Genomic DNA, 17,508 nt, shown 5'->3' on the forward strand with positions numbered 1-17,508 from the left:
CCCTGCTATCAGACTTCCTGTAACCGTGATCCCGGTTACCTCACAAAGAAATGCCGCACCGGCGCCAGCCCACCTCTCCTGCCAAGAAGGAGATGCCCTGCACGATGCGTTAGTACCGCCGCGTTCTGTCAGCAGAATGGCGGGCAGGTCACCCTGCCCGCCATTCGCCAGCTGCACATTAACAGCTGGCGCTCTCCCGCCTACTCACGCCTACGCCGACGCGTCGCAGACGCAGCAACCAGGAAGACCCCAAGGAGGAAAGCCGTCGCTGCAAGGTAGACCGTAGTCAGATCCGCGCCGGTCGAAGGTAGGTCATACCTCACCCCTAGGACGCCGCTGTCATCACGGTTCACCACCACCTGAACACCTGGCGGCACCGTTGGCACCGTTGGAGTTGCCGGTGTGGCCGGAGTTGGTGGAGTTGTTGGCGGTTCGACAATCACTCCACCAACACCACCTTCGTCTCGGCACACTTGGGTGGAAGTATCAGCGCTCTGCTCGGTTTGCACGATGCTCGCCGTGTTCTCGACGATGACACATTCACCAGCATCAACAAGCACATCAATCCCGTATTCCACCTGGTGGGTGGTCCCTTCCTGAGCCCAGTCGATTGTCCACTGTGGTTCAAAGTCCACCAGGGTGTCCTCCACCGTGATCGTCCTGTTTGTTTCCTGGGCGAGGGCAAAGGGCATCTCTGCGAGCGCATCGGCCTGTGTTTGCTGTTTCCACTGTGTGGGGTGCGTTGTGATCGTGGCTGTTGCAGTCACTGTGAGTGCACCTGGGTCCTGGTCGAAGGTGCACCTGTATTGACGCTGTTCGCTTTCTCCGGGCGCCACAGTCAGTGACGCTTCACCGTCTAGTGCACACACCGCTGCCGGGAGTTGGATGTCAAGATCACTTGTTATTGCGGTGAAATTGTTGGGATTAGTGAGAGTCACTGTTCCCTCTGCGACCCAGTTCGAGTCGAGAGGCGCCCCTTCAGTCACGATGACTGTGTAAGGCAGTTCTCCTGACGCTGTATCTTCATCGAGGACGATGTCATCTGAGGCGATTTTTTCGATGTCCCAGGTGTACTGCCTGTCATGTTGCGCAACGCCTGTCACGGAGGCTGCTATTTGTTGTTGGTGACACAGTGTTCGTTCTTGTTGTGCTTGCCCGAGTAAGCGCGCATCGAACTCCTCGAGGATCATGGAATTGTAAGAGGCTCCACCGAAGGGTTGTGGGTTTTCCTCGACTGGTGACCATAGTTGGGCTGTGTTGGTGATGGTGGAACATGTTCCTGGTTCCACTGTGAGTTGTTCACTGTAGGTGTAGGGGTGGATGGTTCCAGCTTCCGCCCAGGTGATGCTGCCCAGTTCTCGATGCTGTGGATCGCTGGCATCTACGACGAGGGCGTCGTGAACAGTGACAGTTTTTGAGAATTCATTGATGGTCCAGTCTTCTTCGGTGAATTCTGCGGCACCTGTTGCTGATCGCTCGTCGCTGCCGTGCGTCCAGGTCGCAGTTGCGGTGTTCACTCCGTTGTATTGGGTGAGTTGCTCTCCCCCGGTGTCACACAGGTATGGCAGGGTCGCTTCACCCTGCGCTGGTACGCTGACGCTGTTTCCGCCGTTGATCCCGCCTACCACCTCACAGGTCACTCCTGGGAGATCGATGGTGTCGGTGATCGCTGCTGTGACGTCTGTGTAGTTGTTGGGGTTGGCAACTGTGACATACCCGTAGATGTCCCATGAGGAATCCTGGGCTGCGACCTCTTCAACGAGGACGGCATAGTCGATCTGTGCCGCACCAGTTTCATCAGGCCCGGTGATCTTCTCGATGTTTTTGGTGATGTCCCAACCAAAGGTGCGACTGAGGTCCAGAATGACGTTTTTCTGGACTGTCAGGTCTGCTTGGTTACACACCTGCATGGATGCGCTTGCTTGTTGGGATGTTTGCGTCAGAGTTGCGGTGTTGTCCACGGTGACGCAGGTTCCATCAGCAACGGGGATGGTTTTGTTGTAGGAGAAGGTTTGTTGCCCCTGCCCCCATGTCATGTTGCCGAGGGTTTCGCGATCACTACTGATCCCACCGATTGTTAGTTGATCTGTGATGTCCACGTGGTCTTGGAATGGGGTGATGCCCCAGTCGTCGTCATCAAAGGTAGCCATCCCGGTTGCTGTGAGGGTTTCCTGACCCTGGGTCCACGATGCTGTTGCTGTGTTCAGCCCTGAGTAACTGGGCTGCGCATCGTATTGGCAGCTGTAGTCGAAGGTGCGTTCGTCACCTGGCTCAAACACTGCGTCAACGCCGCCGGACACGACACATTGAGGGTCTTGGCTGCTCCACCCGCCGTTGCTGACTGCGTCTGTAATCGTGGCTGTGACTGAGGTGAAGTCGTTGGGGTTCCGTACTGTGACGCTACCGGTCATAACCCAAGCGTCGTCGGTGTAGTTCTCTGGGGTCACTATCACTCGGTAGGGAATTGTCGCTTCGTTGGTGTTCTCGTCGAGGAGTGGGGTGCCAGCCTCCTTAGATATGTCCCATCCGTAGGTGCGTTCCAGGGAGCCCACCACATTCTTGGTGACATCTAGGGGTGCTTGGTTGCACAGCGTGACTGTTGCAGAGTCGCTGTGCTGTTCGTTGAGGGTTTTTGTGCTGAGCCCTGATGGCGTCACGGTTGCCGTGTTGTCGAGCGTTTCGCATGTGCCTGCTTGCGCCGTGATGGGCAGAGTGTAGGTGAAGGTTTTGACACCATCGCCAGCAGCAAGTTCGCTGGGGGTGAGGTCATAGTGGGTGTCCCTCACTGATGCGGTGGCACCGATAGTTGTGACCTCAGCTGTGGACATGTCCACGCTCACCTGGGGTGAGGTGGCGGTTCCGCTTGTGCCGGGGTAGTTCTTTTTCGACCAGGTCGCGCTGGCTTTATTGCTGCCGGTATCTGTTGGGGCAACGTCTTCAGGTAGCGTGCAGGTGTAGTTCACGGTGGCATTGCCCTGTGCGGGTACGGTGATTCCTGCGCCTTGGGGAACTGTGCAGTGGGCACCAGGGAAACCGGTCAAACTGTCGGTGACTGTTACCCCTTCCACCGGCCATTTGTTGGGGTTAGTAACGGTGATTTTCCCGGTGACCAGGGCATCGGTGGTTCCTTGGTCTTTCGGTGTCACTATAACGGTGTAAGCGAATGGGTATGATGCGCCTGTGGCTTGATCGGTGTCTACAGTTTTGTTGATCGACCAATCCCACGTGTGCGTGTACGACGGTTCCGCTGTTTTTACCACGGTGAGATCAACGAAAGTCCGTTGTTCGTTGCTGAAGGTGCACGTAGTGCTGGCTTTATGTGCCAGCGTGACGCTGATTGAGTCACCTGAGCGTGCGCCAGCAATGGGGGTGCAGTTGATACCTGCTAGGTCCCACCCCCCGTGGGAAGGTGTTTCGGAAATTGTCCAGGTACGTGGGGGCACCCGGAAGGTCGTTGATTGACCGTTGCCCAGGGAAAAGGATGCTTGCTGGCTGCCTGAGAGCGTGAATGGCCAGGTCAAGCTGGTGGCTGGGGTGGTTTTCTTTGTCACCGTCAGGAGGGCATAAGACAGGTCCGATGCTTTAATGGGCAGTTCTTTATTGCCTTGTTTCCGGCAATTTATGCTCACCACATAGTTGTGGTACGGCGACCCACCGATACTCGATGCTCCCATTCCCACGCCATGATCAAACTCGGAGGCAATATGTGCCTGGTAGGTCAACGTCGTTGAGGTGACATTTTCAGGCATCGCGAAATACACGGTGATAGTACCCGTCGAACCGCTGGTAGTCACTGAAAAATCTACCAAACTCGCACCATTGGACAGCGACACAAACCGGGCATCATCAAGCGCATATTTGCCCGACACCATTCGGTCAAAACCGAACACCGCTTTGTTTACTGCGCCAGCCTTCAGGGAGGTCATCCGTCCACGGATGGAAAACCAGTCATCCTCCGAATAGCCGCCACCGAGATTTCCTGACGTCCACCGGCCAGTGGACTGCTGCTGCTCAAAAGGATTGATGCTTCCAACATTGAGACAAACGTGCTGACCACTTGCTGTGCTGAGTTCGGCGTTGTCCGCTTTGCTGAGAGTACCTTCGGGATCCGTTGATTTTGCCGGGGATTCCTCCTGTGCACTCTCTTTTACCGGACTACTTGTGGCGTCATTGTCAGATTCGAGGGATTGAGGCTCAGGCGAACCAGCTGATTCTTCAGCCTGATCACTGGGGCTTGTTAGGTCTGATGCAGGTTGCTTCTCAGGTAAAGGTTCAGGTGAAACCTCTGTTTGCGTGGTTGCTTCGGGCGCGGAATTATCTTGTTGGGGCTGCGGTTGTGGCGAATCGCTATTTTCAATCGGCTCACCCCCTTCAGTTTCACTATCATCTGCCGATACCACTTGTGCAGACGATAAGTTCGACGACGAGTCATTCACGTCACGCATCAGCGATCCGCCAGGTAGCGCTGATGCTGGGACGGCGAAAAAGGCAGTCAATACGACTGCCAGAAGGAGTGATATTCCTGATCCAGCTGTTGCGCGCAAGCTGAGCCCCATGCGTCGTGATTGAGCACTGCTGTGACAGTGCCCTGCGCGATGAAGGGACCTCCTTTGGTGAGTCATGGTGTTCCTCTTTTCGTGTGCGTCGGTCGCGGCACAAAAGAAGCCGCTAAAGCCGACATTCGCACAGGAAAAGCCTTTTAAACCCTCACCTCATGGATGACCTGAAGGTGACTATTAAGGTGAGTCTCCGGGTGAGTTTTCGCCAACCGCTCCCCCAAGCGCGCCCACTACACACTCACCCATGGGTGACAACGGGTGACAGCGGGTGAGGCTGCGGACAACCCCAACGGACAGCACCACACCACCGCAGCGGAATCGATAGCACTCGCCCATAGAGCCACAAGGCACAACACAAAAGGTGAACGGGAATCCCCGTTCACCTTCAGTCGTCTCGACACATCACACACATCAAAAACTCTGGACCAAGCCCGCAGCACTCTCTCCACAGGTGCCCTATAAAACCGCTGCATTGCGCTTGGCTTCCACAGCCCTACGACAATACCCCCAACTCCCGTGCGCGCACTACAGCCTCCGCATACGAATGAACACCCAGCTTGCGATACACACTCGTCAAATGAGTCTTCACAGTATTCACGCCCACGTACAACGCACGGCTCGCTCCACCCAACGACTGATGCTCAGCGACCGCGGCGAGAACCTCCTGCTCCCGAGGTGACAACAACACACGGACGCTCGGAGCCGGATACATTCCTCCAGCCGCTGCCAAAGCAGGGCAAGCATCAGCAACAAAGGGGAAACGCGCTAGACACTCCGCCACGACTTCCTGCGGCATCGTTGCCAAATACCCCCACATCTCCTGCGGAGCACACAGCCGCACATATTCACCCAACACAGCAGAACACTCGGCCCAACGCTCCTGGGAAGCACACACGGATGCCTTCAATGCCAAATAGGCCGCCGTAAACCGCAACGAACGCCCCGCAACCAACAACCCACCGTCCACAAGTCGCTCAGCACGTTCTAAATCGCCAGCCTGGAACGCGATACGAGCCGCCATCTCCCGCGCCATCGGATCCAACGGACGACCAATATCAAGACGCTCCTGTGCAGCACGGTGATCCCCCAACGCAAGATACGTATGAACCGTCGCGTCACACATCAACGAACGCACCAACGGGAAATTGCACAACGTCGTGCACCGCTCCCGCAAATCCGCCAACCGCACAAGAACCTGGTCCAACTCCTGAGCCGCAATGTGACAGCGAATATGCAACAAATAGCGCGCTAAAAATAACGGATCAACCGAACCTAACATCGACGTAGGATCAGCCAATTCACCATGCGGCTCCAAACACTTCGTCAACGAACCAAGGCTGACAAGACTCAACGTAGACCAATACGCGTGGTCTAAGAGAGACGAATCCTCCGGAGGGTCAACATGAGCCAATACGTCACGAGCCGTCACCAATTCACCGTCAAAGGCAAACACCAACGCCGAATAGACATCCACCGCTCGCATGACATCGGCACCCGCCCCGTGGGACTGGGCCAAGAAACGAGCACAGGCCAAAGCACGTGCCGCCTGCGCAGGGTCACCATGCAAGATCAGAGAAGCTCCCCACTCCAGCATCGGGATTGTCCACTGACGCACCTGCTCGGCATCAGACGCATCAACAAGCCCCTGCAACAGGTGACGTCCCCCCTCCTCCTGAGCCCGTCCTTGCACCCCTAACCGTGCCAGCACACCTCCAGATCGCGCAGCCTGCGCACGGCGTTCAGCATCCAAAAACCGATTAATGATCGACAGCTTGTCGCTCGCCTCACCCACCGACAAAGGGACCTTCGCTAAAACAGTCAACAACCTCGTCGGATCAGCCTCAAGCAGCTCATACCAATTGTCATCAACAAAACTCGCAAAGCCCTCCCACCGACTATGGTCAACACACTGCTCAGCAGCTTCCAAAGCCAAGCCCTGCCCCACCATCACCTGACACGTCAGCTCAACCAGCGGCCCGCTAAAGGCAACATCAACCTGGGCAAACCACCGCTTCGATACCTGATCAATAACCGGTACACGAACATACGCCCGGACCTCGGCCTCCTCATCCAACACCCGCAAATAACCGTCCTCAACCAGATGCTCTAAAGCGCGCGTCACATCACGCTCTGACCGCCCATGCACCCACCGAGAGGAATCAGGAACAACCCGCACACCCAACGACGCCAACAACGTCGAAATTCTCTCGCCAAATTCTCCCAAGATCCGATCAACCAACACCGGAGTCAGCACAGGCAAAAACATCGAGGCCAAAGTCACCCGAAGTTTGAGCGAATCACGAAGCTGCGAGACTTCATGCTCAAAAATTCCCGCAACATCGTCCAACACATCGTCATAAAACCACTCACCACGAGAATCACGCCTCGCCTGCAATGCAACCATCGCGGCCATCGCTGGCCAACCACCAGTCAAACGAACAATCTCTTCACCCTGCTCGCTGCTGAGATCCACGCCGCGCCGCGCACCAAATTCCACCACATCACCGGCTGTAGCCCGCAACGCTTGAGGCATAACAAGAATCGAGTCAATAAAAACAGCACCAAACGTTTCAAGACGCGTCACCTCTCGCGTCATCACAACCAGCTGACACACCGGGCCCGCATCGGTTAAGACCCGAATTATCTCCGGAAGCAAAGACGTCGATGCCGTGTCATCAACATACCCATCAAGGACAACGACCGTGCGATCAGTTGCTTTGCTCGCCTGACGACGCAACACATCGAGAAGAATCTGTGCATCTTCCTGCAACATCAACGGGTGGCTCGTTGCACTACCGGTAGTAACCGGCCCCCCTGATACCCCACCAAGGATCTGAAGAATCTCATCGTGCTCATTGTTTGTTGAGGAGTCACCAAAAGCCCGCAGTGCGCGCGGCAACTCGCCCCGCCCCCCAGACGCTACTTCGCCATCACTCCGGACACCGGCCACGCTGCCCTGGATAGCCTCATCGGTCGGTGATGCGCTGAACTCCCCTGTGCCACAGCGCGCAAACAGCTGATATTCCATTGCGCTCAGCTCAGCAGCTGCGTCCACCCCTCGCTCAGAGAGCATCATCTGGATCAGACCATGCAACAGCCGGGCACTCACATTGTCATCCACCAGGAGTTCCACACAGGGTGTTGAACGCCAAGCTGCAGGAGGAATATACGATCTCACCGATTTTCCGCTTTGCCGCAAAGAAAACCAACCAGTCGACACCCCTTCGGCCTGTTGCTCAGATACCCACTGCTCCACCAGGCCCGTCTTTCCATAGCCATAAGGTGCACGCACTATTGTCAGCGGGCGATGTTGATTGAGGGTTTCATCTATCCGCCGTTGTGCAACAGAAGCAAGCCGCACAGTGGGTGTCTCTAACTCAGGGTGACTAGGAGCAGGTACAACGACATCGCGCCCACCAGCAGTGAGGGAATGATCAGACATTCGTAACTCCTTAGCCCGATGCGAGCACATTCTTAAGGTCAACTACGTCGCCCCACAAAGCGCCACCAGACGGCTACTTGGGTTCGCGCTGGGCAAGGCAACTAAGAACTCACCAACTTGCGTGAGTAGCGCAGAACCTGACAACGCCCCCAACACTGTCCAACTCTTTGTTGTTTCATCAGCAAAACTGACCGCGAGGTCAGCATTACATTTAGCAGAATGCCACCAGCAGGCAGACTCCACCAGTACTTAGGTTCAAGATATGGGCCTTTACGGGGCGATCCATCAAAGTTCACCCTGCACATGGCCGTTGTATTGTCTTGAGTACAACATCGTCGGGTCCCGAACTTAAGTTCGATGCTCACCGCTCAGGAGGTAGGTCACAGGGCACAAAAACAGCTCCCTAGTACAACAAGCGGGGCGAGAGACAGATGTCTCTCGCCCCGCTTGTTCACTGCTTTGTCGCGGACACCGCGACGTCGTGATGTGATTGATCTACTTACCCGAACTGCTCCAGCGACTTGATCAAGCGAGCAGTTACGTCCTCGACATCGCCAATCCCGTCAACTTGGACGAGACGTTCGCGATCGCGGTACACGCCGGAAACCGGCGCGGTTTGCTCGGCATACACACCAAGACGGTGGCGGATAACAGGTTCGGTGTCATCTGCCCGGCCTTCGATGTCAGCACGCTTCAACAAGCGTTCGATCACAACTTCCGGATCTGCTGTGATTTCCACAGCGCCATCGAGAGTAACGCCGATTTCCTCGAGGATCGCATCAAGTTCAGCAACCTGGGCGGTATTACGTGGGTATCCGTCAAGAATAAAACCCAAGTGGTTTGGCTCTTCGCCAACCATCGACACCAACTTGTCTTTGACCATTGCATTGGTTACCGAGTCAGGAACAAGCTCGCCTTTGGCGGTGTATTCCTGTGCGAGGCGACCTAGCTCAGTTCCACCCTTGATGTTGGCGCGGAAAATGTCACCCGTCGAGATAGCTTCCACCCCGAGTTCTCCGGCAAGACGTGCAGCCTGAGTTCCTTTACCGGCTCCCGGAGGGCCGAGGAGGACAATACGTGCGCTCATTTGAGCAACCCTTCGTAATGGCGTTGTTGCAGTTGCGAGTCGATCTGTTTCACGGTTTCAAGACCGACACCAACGATGATCAGAATAGAGGTTCCACCGAATGGTATGGAGTCGCCCACTCCCATAGCTATAAAGGTCACTGTAGGGACCAGGGCAACGAGTGCGAGGTAGATGGAACCTGCGGATGTAATCCGGGTAATGACGTAATCCAAGTACTCTGCAGTAGGCCGACCGGCGCGAATGCCTGGAATGAACCCACCGTACTTCTTCATGTTGTCTGCAACTTCGTCCGGGTTAAACGTAATCGCCGTGTAGAAGAAGCAGAAGAAGATGATCATGATGACATAGAGCACGAGGTGGAGAGGTGCTGAAGGGGAAGCAACGTTACGTTGCACCCAAGCGACCCAGTCAGTGTCATACTCAGCAAACTGTGCGATCAACGAGGGCACAGCAAGAATTGATGATGCAAAGATCACCGGGATAACACCGGCCATGTTGATCTTGATGGGGATGTATGTCGAAGAACCACCGTAGACCTTGCGACCAACCATGCGCTTCGCGTACTGAACAGGGATGCGCCGCTGGGACTGCTCAACGAATACAACCAGAGCGATGACAAGCAACGCCACAGCAATCACAATTGCGAACTTACCGAATCCACCGGAGCCCTGAGTAATCGACCAGATGGCACCGGGGAAGGAAGCAGCGATGGAAATGAAGATCAGCATCGACATTCCGTTGCCGATACCGCGGTCAGTAATCTGCTCACCAAACCACATCAATAGTGTGGCGCCAGCGGTCATCGTCAAAATGATGTAAAGCGACGTCATGATGCTGTCGTTAGGGATTGCATCACACCCGGGGATCAACTGGCCGGTACGTGCCAGGGTGACGTAGGTTGTCGCTTGCAGAAGCGCCAAGCCGATAGTCAGATAACGGGTGTATTGGGTCAGCTTCGCAGTACCCGTTTGGCCTTCTTTGTGAAGAGCTTCGAAGCGCGGGATGACCACGCGCAACAACTGCACGATAATGCTCGCGGTGATATAGGGCATGATGCCCAATGCGAAAATCGAGAGTTGCAGTAACGCTCCACCGCTGAACAGGTTTACGAGCCCCAACAGTGAGTTCGTTTCCTGATTAGCAAGACACGTTTGAATATTCGGGTATGAGACACCAGGAGCCGGAACAAACGATCCGATCCGGTACAGCACAATAATTCCGATGGTGAACAGCAACTTGTGCCGAAGATCTGGCGTCCTGAACGCCCGAACGAATCCGCCTAGCACATGGTCCTCCTGAGCCCTTGTCGCGGTGATTTCACCGCGATTGCGGCGTACTGCTAAGCCTTGGCCTGCAAATAATGGACTTCTTTACGGCAGTTCCAAGGGAATAATGACAATGTATCGATATAGCGATACCGAAGATACCCTATACGCACATTGCCGTGAACAAAAATCCACAGCTTGCACCACTTCTGCCCATAGACTGCGGCGTTGCATTCTGTGAGACACACATTCGTTACTGCTTGGAGACGACGAAGGGCCGGCACAGTGTGTGCCGACCCTTCACACTGAGTCAATCAGTCAACTGAAACTGATCCACCAGCTGCTTGGATTTTCTCCTGAGCTGAAGCAGAAACAGCATCAACTGCTACCTCAAGCTTCACAGAGATCTCTCCGCCGCCGAGTACCTTGACGGGCTGGCCCTTACGGACGGCGCCCTTCGCTACGAGATCCTCGATTGTCACTGAGCCACCCTCTGGGTAGAGCTCGGCGAGCTTGTCAAGGTTCACAACTTGGAACTCAACACGGAACGGGTTGCGGAAGCCACGAAGTTTTGGCAAACGCATGTGCAGTGGCATTTGGCCACCTTCAAAGCGTGCTGGAACTTGGTAACGTGCCTTCGTACCCTTGGTACCACGACCTGCAGTCTTACCCTTTGACGCTTCACCACGACCTACACGGGTCTTCGCCTTTTTAGCACCAGGTGCTGGGCGAAGCTGGTGAAGTTTCAGAGGCTCAACAGCTGTCGTCTCTTCAGCCTTTTTATCGGCCATGATCAGTCAACCTCCTCAACCGTGACAAGGTGTGCCACGGTAGCGATCATGCCGCGAACCTCTGGGCGGTCTTCACGGACAGTGGACTGTCCGATCTTCTTCAACCCAAGGGTGCGCAACGTGTCGCGCTGGTTCTGCTTTCCACCGATGGTGGACTTGATCTGAGTAACCTTGAGCTTGGCCATCATGCACCTGCCTCTGCGGTTTTTGCAGCCAGTCCAGCAGCCTGTGCACGAAGCAGGGCCGCAGGGGCTACGTGATCAAGTGGAAGTCCACGACGAGCTGCGACCTCAGCTGGCTCTTCGAGCTGCTGGAGGGCGTCAACTGTTGCGTGAACGATGTTGATCGCATTTGAGGAACCAAGCGATTTCGACAGGATGTCGTGAACGCCTGCACACTCAAGTACTGCACGCACTGGACCACCGGCGATAACACCGGTACCTGGTGCTGCTGGACGGAGGAAGACAACACCAGCTGCCTTCTCGCCCTGCACTGGGTGTGTAATGGTTCCCTGGATGCGTGGGACGCGGAAGAAGTTCTTCTTTGCCTCTTCAACACCCTTGGCGATTGCCGCGGGAACTTCCTTAGCCTTGCCGTAGCCAACGCCGACGGTACCGTCACCGTCTCCAACAACCACGAGTGCGGTGAAGGAGAAACGACGACCGCCCTTGACGACCTTAGCTACACGGTTGATGGTGACAACGCGCTCAACAAATGCGTTCTTCTCAGCTGCGTCACCACGACGACCGCCGCCTTCGCCGCGTCCGCGGCCACCACGTCGGTCATTCTGCTCATTGGCGCCACCCGTGGGTGCGCCGGAATTGCGCTGCCCTGCAGCCATCAGAGTGTCCTTTGCTTTGAAACGATTGTGGAGATCACAGTGACAGACCGCCTTCGCGGGCGCCATCTGCAACTGCAGCCACACGGCCGTGATACTTGTTTCCGCCACGGTCAAAGACAACAGTGTCAATTCCGGCAGCCTTCGCACGTTCAGCGATAAGCTCGCCAACCTTGCGGGACTTTGCGGTCTTGTCACCGTCAAACGACCGAAGGTCGCTTTCGAGCGTTGATGCGGAGGCAAGTGTCTTGCCTACAGTGTCATCGACAACCTGGGCCACCATGTGGCGGGCTGAACGAGTAACAACGAGGCGTGGACGAGTAGCTGTTCCACGGATCTTCTTGCGAAGACGAACGTGGCGACGCTGTCGTGAGACAGATTTGCCCTTTCCGAGAATCTTCAGAGCCATGGTTACTTACCAGCCTTTCCAGCCTTGCGGCGGATGATCTCGCCGGCGTAGCGCACACCCTTGCCCTTGTATGGCTCAGGCTTACGGATCTTGCGAATGTTCGCAGCGACCTCGCCCACCTGCTGCTTGTCAATTCCCGCCACCGAAAACTTGGTGGGAGCTTCAACAGCAAAGGTGATGCCTTCAGGTGCCGTGATAACCACAGGGTGTGAGAATCCGAGAGCGAACTCTAGGTCCTTCCCCTTGGCTGTCACACGGTAACCGGTGCCCACGATCTCAAGCTTTTTCTCGTATCCGCTGGTTACACCGGTGATGATGTTAGCCAGGAGGGTACGGGTGAGGCCGTGGAGCGCACGTGATTCACGCTCGTCATTCGGACGGGTCACTACGAGAGTGTCGTCCTCGCCACGAGAAACCTCGATGGGGGCGGGGATTACGTGCTCGAGTGTTCCTTTGGACCCCTTGATTGTGACAAGGTTTCCGCTAATAGTTACATCCACACCAGCTGGGACCGGAATGGGAAGCTTACCGATACGTGACATGTGTATCCTTCTCCTTTCCGATTACCAGACGTAGGCGAGGACTTCCCCACCTACGCCCTTCTGTGCTGCCTGCTTGTCAGTGAGGAGGCCTGATGATGTGGACAAAATTGCCACACCAAGACCGCCGCGGACCTTTGGCAAGTTGGTGGACTTTGCGTATACACGAAGACCTGGCTTCGAGATACGACGTACGCCTGCAAGCGCACGTTCGCGTGTCTGGGCGTACTTCAACTCGATGACGAGGCTCTTGCCCACGCGGGCGTCCTCAATCTTCCAGTCAGTGATGTAGCCTTCGGCTTTGAGAATTGCCGCGATGTTCGACTTCAACTTCGATGACGGCATGGTTACCGTCTCGTGGAAAGCCGAGTTCGCGTTTCGCAGACGTGTCAACATGTCTGCGATCGGGTCGGTCATAGTCATTGGGCTTCTGCCCTTCCTCGTCGGGGTATCCAGTCCTGCCGTATCAGTGCACGACTGCCGGACCTACGACGTAGTTGTTACCAGCTGCTCTTCGTGACGCCGGGAAGCTCGCCGCGGTGTGCCATTTCACGAAGGCAGATACGGCAGAGTCCGAACTTGCGGTATACAGCGTGCGGACGACCGCAACGCTGGCACCGAGTGTAAGCGCGAACCGCGAACTTAGGCTTTGCGGCTGCCTTGTTAACCAGGGCCTTCTTCGCCATGTCAGTTCTCCTTGAACGGGAAGCCGAGACGCTTGAGGAGCGAACGCCCCTCGTCATCGGTCTTTGCGGTGGTGACAAAAGTGATGTCCATGCCGCGAACCCGATCAATGGAGTCTGGGTCGATCTCGTGGAACATCGATTGTTCGGTCAGACCGAACGTGTAGTTACCGTTGCCGTCAAACTGCTTTGGAGAAAGACCGCGGAAGTCACGAATACGTGGCAATGCCATCGACAGCAAACGGTCGGTGAATTCCCACATACGGTCACCACGGAGCGTCACGTGGGCGCCAATTGGCATTCCCTCGCGGAGCTTGAACTGAGCGATGGACTTGCGTGCTCGGTTCACCTGTGGCTTTTGACCAGTGATGAGAGTGAGGTCGCGAATAGCGCCCTCGATCAGCTTAGAATCCTTCGCTGCATCACCGACACCCATGTTGACAACGACCTTTACCAGGCCCGCCACTTGGTTAATGTTCTCGTGCTTGAATTCCTCGTGGAGCGCTGTACGAATTTCTTCGTTGTAGCGAACCTTCAGACGAGGCTGAGTTTTAGTCTCGGTGCTCATCAGATGTCCTTCTCTGCATCGCCGTGGCCACGGGTCACGCGAACGCGTGCAACGCGGGTGCGACCATCACGCTCGACCTCTTCGAGGCGGGCGCCTAGACGCTTTCCACGCTTAGTCTCGGCATCGTAGTACTGCACGTTGGAGATGTGGATAGGGGCCTCTACGACCTCGATCCCTCCTGTGCGGGTCCCACGTGCTGTTTGACCAGGCTTCACGTGCTTGGTTGCACGACGTACACCTTCAACGATCACGCGGTCTTGCTCGCGAAGCACTTCGAGGACACGGCCAGTCTTGCCCTTGTCCTTACCAGCGATAACGAGGACTGTGTCACCCTTTTTAATATTCGCCATGGTCAGAGCACCTCCGGAGCCAACGAGATGATCTTCATGAATCGCTTGTCACGCAACTCACGTCCAACGGGGCCGAAGATACGAGTTCCACGGGGCTCACCGTCGTTCTTGAGAATCACCGCTGCGTTCTCATCAAACTTGATGTAGGAACCGTCGGGACGACGACGTTCCTTCGACGTGCGGACGATGACTGCCTTGACGACATCGCCCTTCTTGACGTTTCCGCCAGGGATTGCATCCTTGACGGTGGCAACAATAGTGTCGCCAATACCGGCGTAGCGACGGCCCGAGCCACCGAGAACACGAATGCAAAGGATTTCCTTAGCCCCCGTGTTGTCAGCAACGCGAAGTCGCGACTCCTGCTGGATCATGTAATGAACTCCTGTCGTCGAGCTGGTTCTCGCGGGTGCGAGCCTTGCCGAACGGATAAATTTCTGAAGAAGGTTTTGCAGACACCCCAGTGGGGCGGAACCGTAAACACGGTCCGCCCCACGGAGCCAGACTGCTTACTTAGCCTTCTCGAGGATCTCCACCAGGCGCCACCGCTTTGTTGCGGACAGCGGGCGGGTCTCCATGATAAGGACCAGGTCGCCAATTCCAGCGGTGTTCTGCTCATCGTGAGCCTTCACCTTACTGGTCCTGCGCATAACCTTACCGTAAAGCGGGTGCTTTACGCGATCCTCTACCTCGACAACGATGGTCTTTTCCATCTTGTCACTCACAACGTACCCACGACGCGTCTTGCGCTGAGGGCGTTCTGCGACTACGTTCTCGCTCATTTCAGCCTCACTCGCTCACGCTTGGTGCAGTACGGATGCCGAGCTCACGCTCGCGAAGGATCGTATAGATCCTTGCGATGTCTCGGCGCACAGCCTTCAACCGGCCGTGCGTCTCGAGCTGACCGGAAGCCGCCTGGAAACGAAGGTTGAAGAGTTCCTTCTTCGCCTTCTCCAGTTCGGCAACCAGTGCAGCGTCGTCAAGAAGGTCGAGCTGCTTGGGCTCAAGGCCCTTTGTTCCAACAGCCATCAGTTAGCACCTCCTTCACGCACCACGAAACGGCACTTCATTGGGAGCTTGTGCATCGCGCGGCGCATTGCCTCGCGTGCGAGTGGCTCTGGGACGCCGGCAAGTTCAAAAATGATCTTGCCTGGCTTGACGTTTGCGACCCACCACTCAGGTGAACCCTTACCGGAACCCATGCGGGTTTCGGCTGGCTTCTTGGTGAGGGGGCGGTCTGGGTAAATGTTGATCCAGACCTTACCGCCACGCTTGATGTGACGAGTCATCGCGATACGTGCAGCTTCGATCTGACGGTTGGTAACGTATGCAGGCGTGAGAGCCTGAATGCCGTATTCACCAAATGTCACAACGTTTCCACCCTTTGATGCTCCCGTACGGGATGGGTGGTGCTGCTTACGGTGCTTGAGCCTGCGCGGGATAAGCATTCGCTCAGGCCTCCGTTCCGGTCTCAGCGGCTGGTGCCTTAGCCTCAGCCGATGGCGCCTCAGCTGCAGGTGCTGCATTGCTGTTGCGCTCGTTGTTACGACGGCCACCACGTGCTGGGCGTTCGCCACCACGACCACGTCCAGCGCGAGGAGCCTGTGTGGCCTGCTGCGCGTTGAACTCTTTCTCAGTCATGTCACCCTTGTAGATCCACACCTTAACTCCGATGCGGCCAAAGGTTGTGCGAGCCTCAAAGAAGCCGTAGTCGATGTTCGCGCGGAGCGTGTGCAGAGGCACTCGACCTTCGCGGTAGAACTCCGAACGGCTCATTTCAGCGCCACCAAGACGACCAGAGCACTGGACACGGATGCCCTTTGCGCCAGCGCGGAGCGCTGACTGCATGCCCTTACGCATTGCGCGGCGGAATGAAACACGTGATGCGAGCTGCTCAGCGATGCCTTGGGCAACGAGCTGAGCCTCGATCTCTGCGTTCTTTACCTCGAGGATGTTGAGCTGAACCTGCTTCCCGGTGAGCTTTTCGAGCTCGCCTCGGATACGGTCAGCTTCTGCTCCACGCCGTCCGATAACAATCCCCGGACGTGCTGTGTGGATGTCCACGCGAACTCGGTCGCGTGTGCGCTCGATCTCGACCTTTGCAATACCAGCACGCTCAAGGCCTTCGCTCATGAGCTTACGGATTGCGACGTCCTCGCGGACGTAGTCGCGGTATCGCTGACCAGGCTTAGTGCTGTCAGCGAACCAACGCGAGCGGTGGTCAGTAGTGATTCCGAGTCGGTACCCGTGCGGGTGAACCTTCTGTCCCACTATCGGGCCCCTTCCTTGTCGTCAATCGGAGCCACAACCACAGTGATGTGGCTGGTCCGCTTGAGGATCTGGCTAGCACGACCCTGAGCACGTGGGCGGAAACGCTTGAGGGTTGGTCCCTCATCCACCAGCGCAGTCTTGATGACGAGTCGAGACTCATCAAAGGCTACGTTGTCACGGTCGGCAATTACCCGTGCGTTCGCGATTGCGCTCTGCACGACCTTGAGTACCGGCTCACTTGCTGCCTGAGGGGCAAACTTGAGCACGGCTACGGCCTCTGTGGCCTGCTTGCCACGGATAAGATCCACGACGCGACGGGCCTTTCGGGGCGTGACACGGATGAACCGCGCCTTCGCCATGGCTTCCATTGCTGTCCTGCCTTCTTGGTTCGTCATGACCATAACCACTGACTTTCGTCAGCGGCGACGGCCCTTCTTGTCGTCCTTAACGTGGCCGCGGAACGTACGGGTAGGCGCAAACTCACCGAGCTTGTGTCCAACCATCGCTTCGGTAACAAACACGGGAACGTGCTTGCGACCGTCGTGCACGGCAAATGTGTGACCGAGGAAGTCGGGGGTGATAACCGACCGACGTGACCAGGTCTTGATGACGTTGTGGGTGCCAGCTTCGTTCTGTGCGTCAACCTTCTTTTGAAGGTGGCCGTCAACGAAAGGACCCTTTTTCAAGCTACGTGGCATTGTTCAGGCTC

The 17,508-nt window shown here is 56.3% G+C and carries 20 protein-coding genes; all 20 read right to left on the reverse strand.

The features are described 5' to 3' along the window. Positions 1–200 precede the first annotated feature (200 nt). A complete protein-coding gene (locus tag G538_RS0108105; RefSeq protein ID WP_029068930.1) occupies positions 201–4,556 on the reverse strand; it encodes a hypothetical protein in 4,356 nt (1,451 codons plus the stop codon). Positions 4,557–5,052: 496 nt separating this feature from the next. Continuing rightward, the gene (locus tag G538_RS18435; protein WP_029068932.1) at positions 5,053–8,001 is read right to left on the reverse strand and encodes a helix-turn-helix transcriptional regulator; all 2,949 of its coding nucleotides are present in this window, start codon (positions 7,999–8,001) and stop codon (positions 5,053–5,055) included. A 499-nt stretch (positions 8,002–8,500) separates the two neighbouring features. Next, positions 8,501–9,088, reverse strand: coding sequence for an adenylate kinase (locus G538_RS0108120; protein WP_029068933.1), 588 nt, complete (start codon positions 9,086–9,088; stop codon positions 8,501–8,503). After that, complete coding sequence (gene secY, locus G538_RS0108125; RefSeq protein WP_029068934.1) at positions 9,085–10,374, reverse strand: preprotein translocase subunit SecY; 1,290 nt, start codon at positions 10,372–10,374, stop codon at positions 9,085–9,087. Before secY ends, G538_RS0108120 begins: the two co-directional genes overlap by 4 nt. A 293-nt stretch (positions 10,375–10,667) precedes the next feature. Next, positions 10,668–11,144 carry a 50S ribosomal protein L15 gene (gene rplO, locus G538_RS0108130; protein WP_051196773.1) on the reverse strand — a complete coding sequence of 159 codons (477 nt, stop codon included), beginning with the start codon at positions 11,142–11,144 and terminating at the stop codon, positions 10,668–10,670. A gap of 2 nt (positions 11,145–11,146) precedes the next feature. Next, on the reverse strand, positions 11,147–11,329 hold the full coding sequence (gene rpmD, locus G538_RS0108135) for a 50S ribosomal protein L30 (protein ID WP_029068936.1): 183 nt from the start codon (positions 11,327–11,329) through the stop codon (positions 11,147–11,149). Next, a complete protein-coding gene (gene rpsE, locus G538_RS0108140; protein WP_029068937.1) occupies positions 11,329–11,985 on the reverse strand; it encodes a 30S ribosomal protein S5 in 657 nt (218 codons plus the stop codon). Before rpsE ends, rpmD begins: the two co-directional genes overlap by 1 nt. Positions 11,986–12,019: 34 nt before the next feature. Continuing rightward, positions 12,020–12,391 carry a 50S ribosomal protein L18 gene (rplR, locus tag G538_RS0108145; protein WP_029068938.1) on the reverse strand — a complete coding sequence of 124 codons (372 nt, stop codon included), beginning with the start codon at positions 12,389–12,391 and terminating at the stop codon, positions 12,020–12,022. Between the two features lie 2 nt (positions 12,392–12,393). Then, positions 12,394–12,933 carry a 50S ribosomal protein L6 gene (gene rplF / locus G538_RS0108150; RefSeq protein ID WP_029068939.1) on the reverse strand — a complete coding sequence of 180 codons (540 nt, stop codon included), beginning with the start codon at positions 12,931–12,933 and terminating at the stop codon, positions 12,394–12,396. 21 nt (positions 12,934–12,954) lie between these two features. Continuing rightward, positions 12,955–13,353, reverse strand: coding sequence for a 30S ribosomal protein S8 (rpsH, locus tag G538_RS0108155; RefSeq protein ID WP_029068940.1), 399 nt, complete (start codon positions 13,351–13,353; stop codon positions 12,955–12,957). 77 nt (positions 13,354–13,430) lie between these two features. Beyond that, positions 13,431–13,616 carry a type Z 30S ribosomal protein S14 gene (locus G538_RS0108160; RefSeq protein WP_029068941.1) on the reverse strand — a complete coding sequence of 62 codons (186 nt, stop codon included), beginning with the start codon at positions 13,614–13,616 and terminating at the stop codon, positions 13,431–13,433. Between the two features lies 1 nt (position 13,617). Further along, positions 13,618–14,181 (reverse strand): 50S ribosomal protein L5, encoded by a 564-nt coding sequence (gene rplE, locus G538_RS0108165; RefSeq protein WP_029068942.1) that lies wholly within the window; start codon positions 14,179–14,181, stop codon positions 13,618–13,620. Then, positions 14,181–14,531: a 50S ribosomal protein L24 gene (gene rplX, locus G538_RS0108170; protein WP_029068943.1), complete on the reverse strand. Its 351-nt coding sequence runs from the start codon at positions 14,529–14,531 to the stop codon at positions 14,181–14,183. The genes rplE and rplX overlap by 1 nt, the downstream gene beginning before the upstream one ends. Positions 14,532–14,533: 2 nt before the next feature. Continuing rightward, entirely contained in the window at positions 14,534–14,902 is a 369-nt protein-coding gene (gene rplN / locus G538_RS0108175; protein ID WP_029068944.1) for a 50S ribosomal protein L14, read from the reverse strand. Between the two features lie 135 nt (positions 14,903–15,037). Further along, complete coding sequence (rpsQ, locus tag G538_RS0108180) at positions 15,038–15,310, reverse strand: 30S ribosomal protein S17 (protein WP_029068945.1); 273 nt, start codon at positions 15,308–15,310, stop codon at positions 15,038–15,040. A 7-nt stretch (positions 15,311–15,317) separates the two neighbouring features. Further along, a complete protein-coding gene (gene rpmC, locus G538_RS0108185) occupies positions 15,318–15,557 on the reverse strand; it encodes a 50S ribosomal protein L29 (protein WP_015770887.1) in 240 nt (79 codons plus the stop codon). After that, positions 15,557–15,976, reverse strand: coding sequence for a 50S ribosomal protein L16 (rplP, locus tag G538_RS0108190; RefSeq protein WP_029068946.1), 420 nt, complete (start codon positions 15,974–15,976; stop codon positions 15,557–15,559). The genes rpmC and rplP overlap by 1 nt, the downstream gene beginning before the upstream one ends. A 4-nt stretch (positions 15,977–15,980) precedes the next feature. Continuing rightward, positions 15,981–16,799: a 30S ribosomal protein S3 gene (rpsC, locus tag G538_RS0108195; RefSeq protein ID WP_029068947.1), complete on the reverse strand. Its 819-nt coding sequence runs from the start codon at positions 16,797–16,799 to the stop codon at positions 15,981–15,983. Further along, positions 16,799–17,167, reverse strand: coding sequence for a 50S ribosomal protein L22 (rplV, locus tag G538_RS0108200; protein ID WP_029068948.1), 369 nt, complete (start codon positions 17,165–17,167; stop codon positions 16,799–16,801). Before rplV ends, rpsC begins: the two co-directional genes overlap by 1 nt. Before the next feature lie 48 nt (positions 17,168–17,215). Further along, positions 17,216–17,497 (reverse strand): 30S ribosomal protein S19, encoded by a 282-nt coding sequence (rpsS, locus tag G538_RS0108205; RefSeq protein WP_015770883.1) that lies wholly within the window; start codon positions 17,495–17,497, stop codon positions 17,216–17,218. Between the last annotated feature and the right edge of the window lie 11 nt (positions 17,498–17,508).

Source organism: Jonesia quinghaiensis DSM 15701 (assembly GCF_000423205.1).
GTDB lineage: Bacteria > Actinomycetota > Actinomycetes > Actinomycetales > Cellulomonadaceae > Jonesia > Jonesia quinghaiensis.

What these genes read in the sequence shown, in the direction of transcription:
- G538_RS0108160 (WP_029068941.1), bottom strand. Translation starts at nt 13,616, where the DNA reads ATGGCGAAGAAGGCCCTGGTTAACAAGGCAGCCGCAAAGCCTAAGTTC.
- rplF (WP_029068939.1), bottom strand. Translation starts at nt 12,933, where the DNA reads ATGTCACGTATCGGTAAGCTTCCCATTCCGGTCCCAGCTGGTGTGGAT.
- rpmC (WP_015770887.1), bottom strand. Translation starts at nt 15,557, where the DNA reads ATGGCTGTTGGAACAAAGGGCCTTGAGCCCAAGCAGCTCGACCTTCTT.
- rplE (WP_029068942.1), bottom strand. Translation starts at nt 14,181, where the DNA reads ATGAGCACCGAGACTAAAACTCAGCCTCGTCTGAAGGTTCGCTACAAC.
- G538_RS18435 (WP_029068932.1), bottom strand. Translation starts at nt 8,001, where the DNA reads ATGTCTGATCATTCCCTCACTGCTGGTGGGCGCGATGTCGTTGTACCT.
- rpsS (WP_015770883.1), bottom strand. Translation starts at nt 17,497, where the DNA reads ATGCCACGTAGCTTGAAAAAGGGTCCTTTCGTTGACGGCCACCTTCAA.
- G538_RS0108120 (WP_029068933.1), bottom strand. Translation starts at nt 9,088, where the DNA reads ATGAGCGCACGTATTGTCCTCCTCGGCCCTCCGGGAGCCGGTAAAGGA.
- rplX (WP_029068943.1), bottom strand. Translation starts at nt 14,531, where the DNA reads ATGGCGAATATTAAAAAGGGTGACACAGTCCTCGTTATCGCTGGTAAG.
- rplR (WP_029068938.1), bottom strand. Translation starts at nt 12,391, where the DNA reads ATGGCTCTGAAGATTCTCGGAAAGGGCAAATCTGTCTCACGACAGCGT.
- rpmD (WP_029068936.1), bottom strand. Translation starts at nt 11,329, where the DNA reads ATGGCCAAGCTCAAGGTTACTCAGATCAAGTCCACCATCGGTGGAAAG.
- rpsH (WP_029068940.1), bottom strand. Translation starts at nt 13,353, where the DNA reads ATGACTATGACCGACCCGATCGCAGACATGTTGACACGTCTGCGAAAC.
- rplV (WP_029068948.1), bottom strand. Translation starts at nt 17,167, where the DNA reads ATGGAAGCCATGGCGAAGGCGCGGTTCATCCGTGTCACGCCCCGAAAG.
- rpsE (WP_029068937.1), bottom strand. Translation starts at nt 11,985, where the DNA reads ATGGCTGCAGGGCAGCGCAATTCCGGCGCACCCACGGGTGGCGCCAAT.
- rplO (WP_051196773.1), bottom strand. Translation starts at nt 11,144, where the DNA reads ATGGCCGATAAAAAGGCTGAAGAGACGACAGCTGTTGAGCCTCTGAAA.
- G538_RS0108105 (WP_029068930.1), bottom strand. Translation starts at nt 4,556, where the DNA reads ATGGGGCTCAGCTTGCGCGCAACAGCTGGATCAGGAATATCACTCCTT.
- rplP (WP_029068946.1), bottom strand. Translation starts at nt 15,976, where the DNA reads ATGCTTATCCCGCGCAGGCTCAAGCACCGTAAGCAGCACCACCCATCC.
- rpsQ (WP_029068945.1), bottom strand. Translation starts at nt 15,310, where the DNA reads ATGAGCGAGAACGTAGTCGCAGAACGCCCTCAGCGCAAGACGCGTCGT.
- rplN (WP_029068944.1), bottom strand. Translation starts at nt 14,902, where the DNA reads ATGATCCAGCAGGAGTCGCGACTTCGCGTTGCTGACAACACGGGGGCT.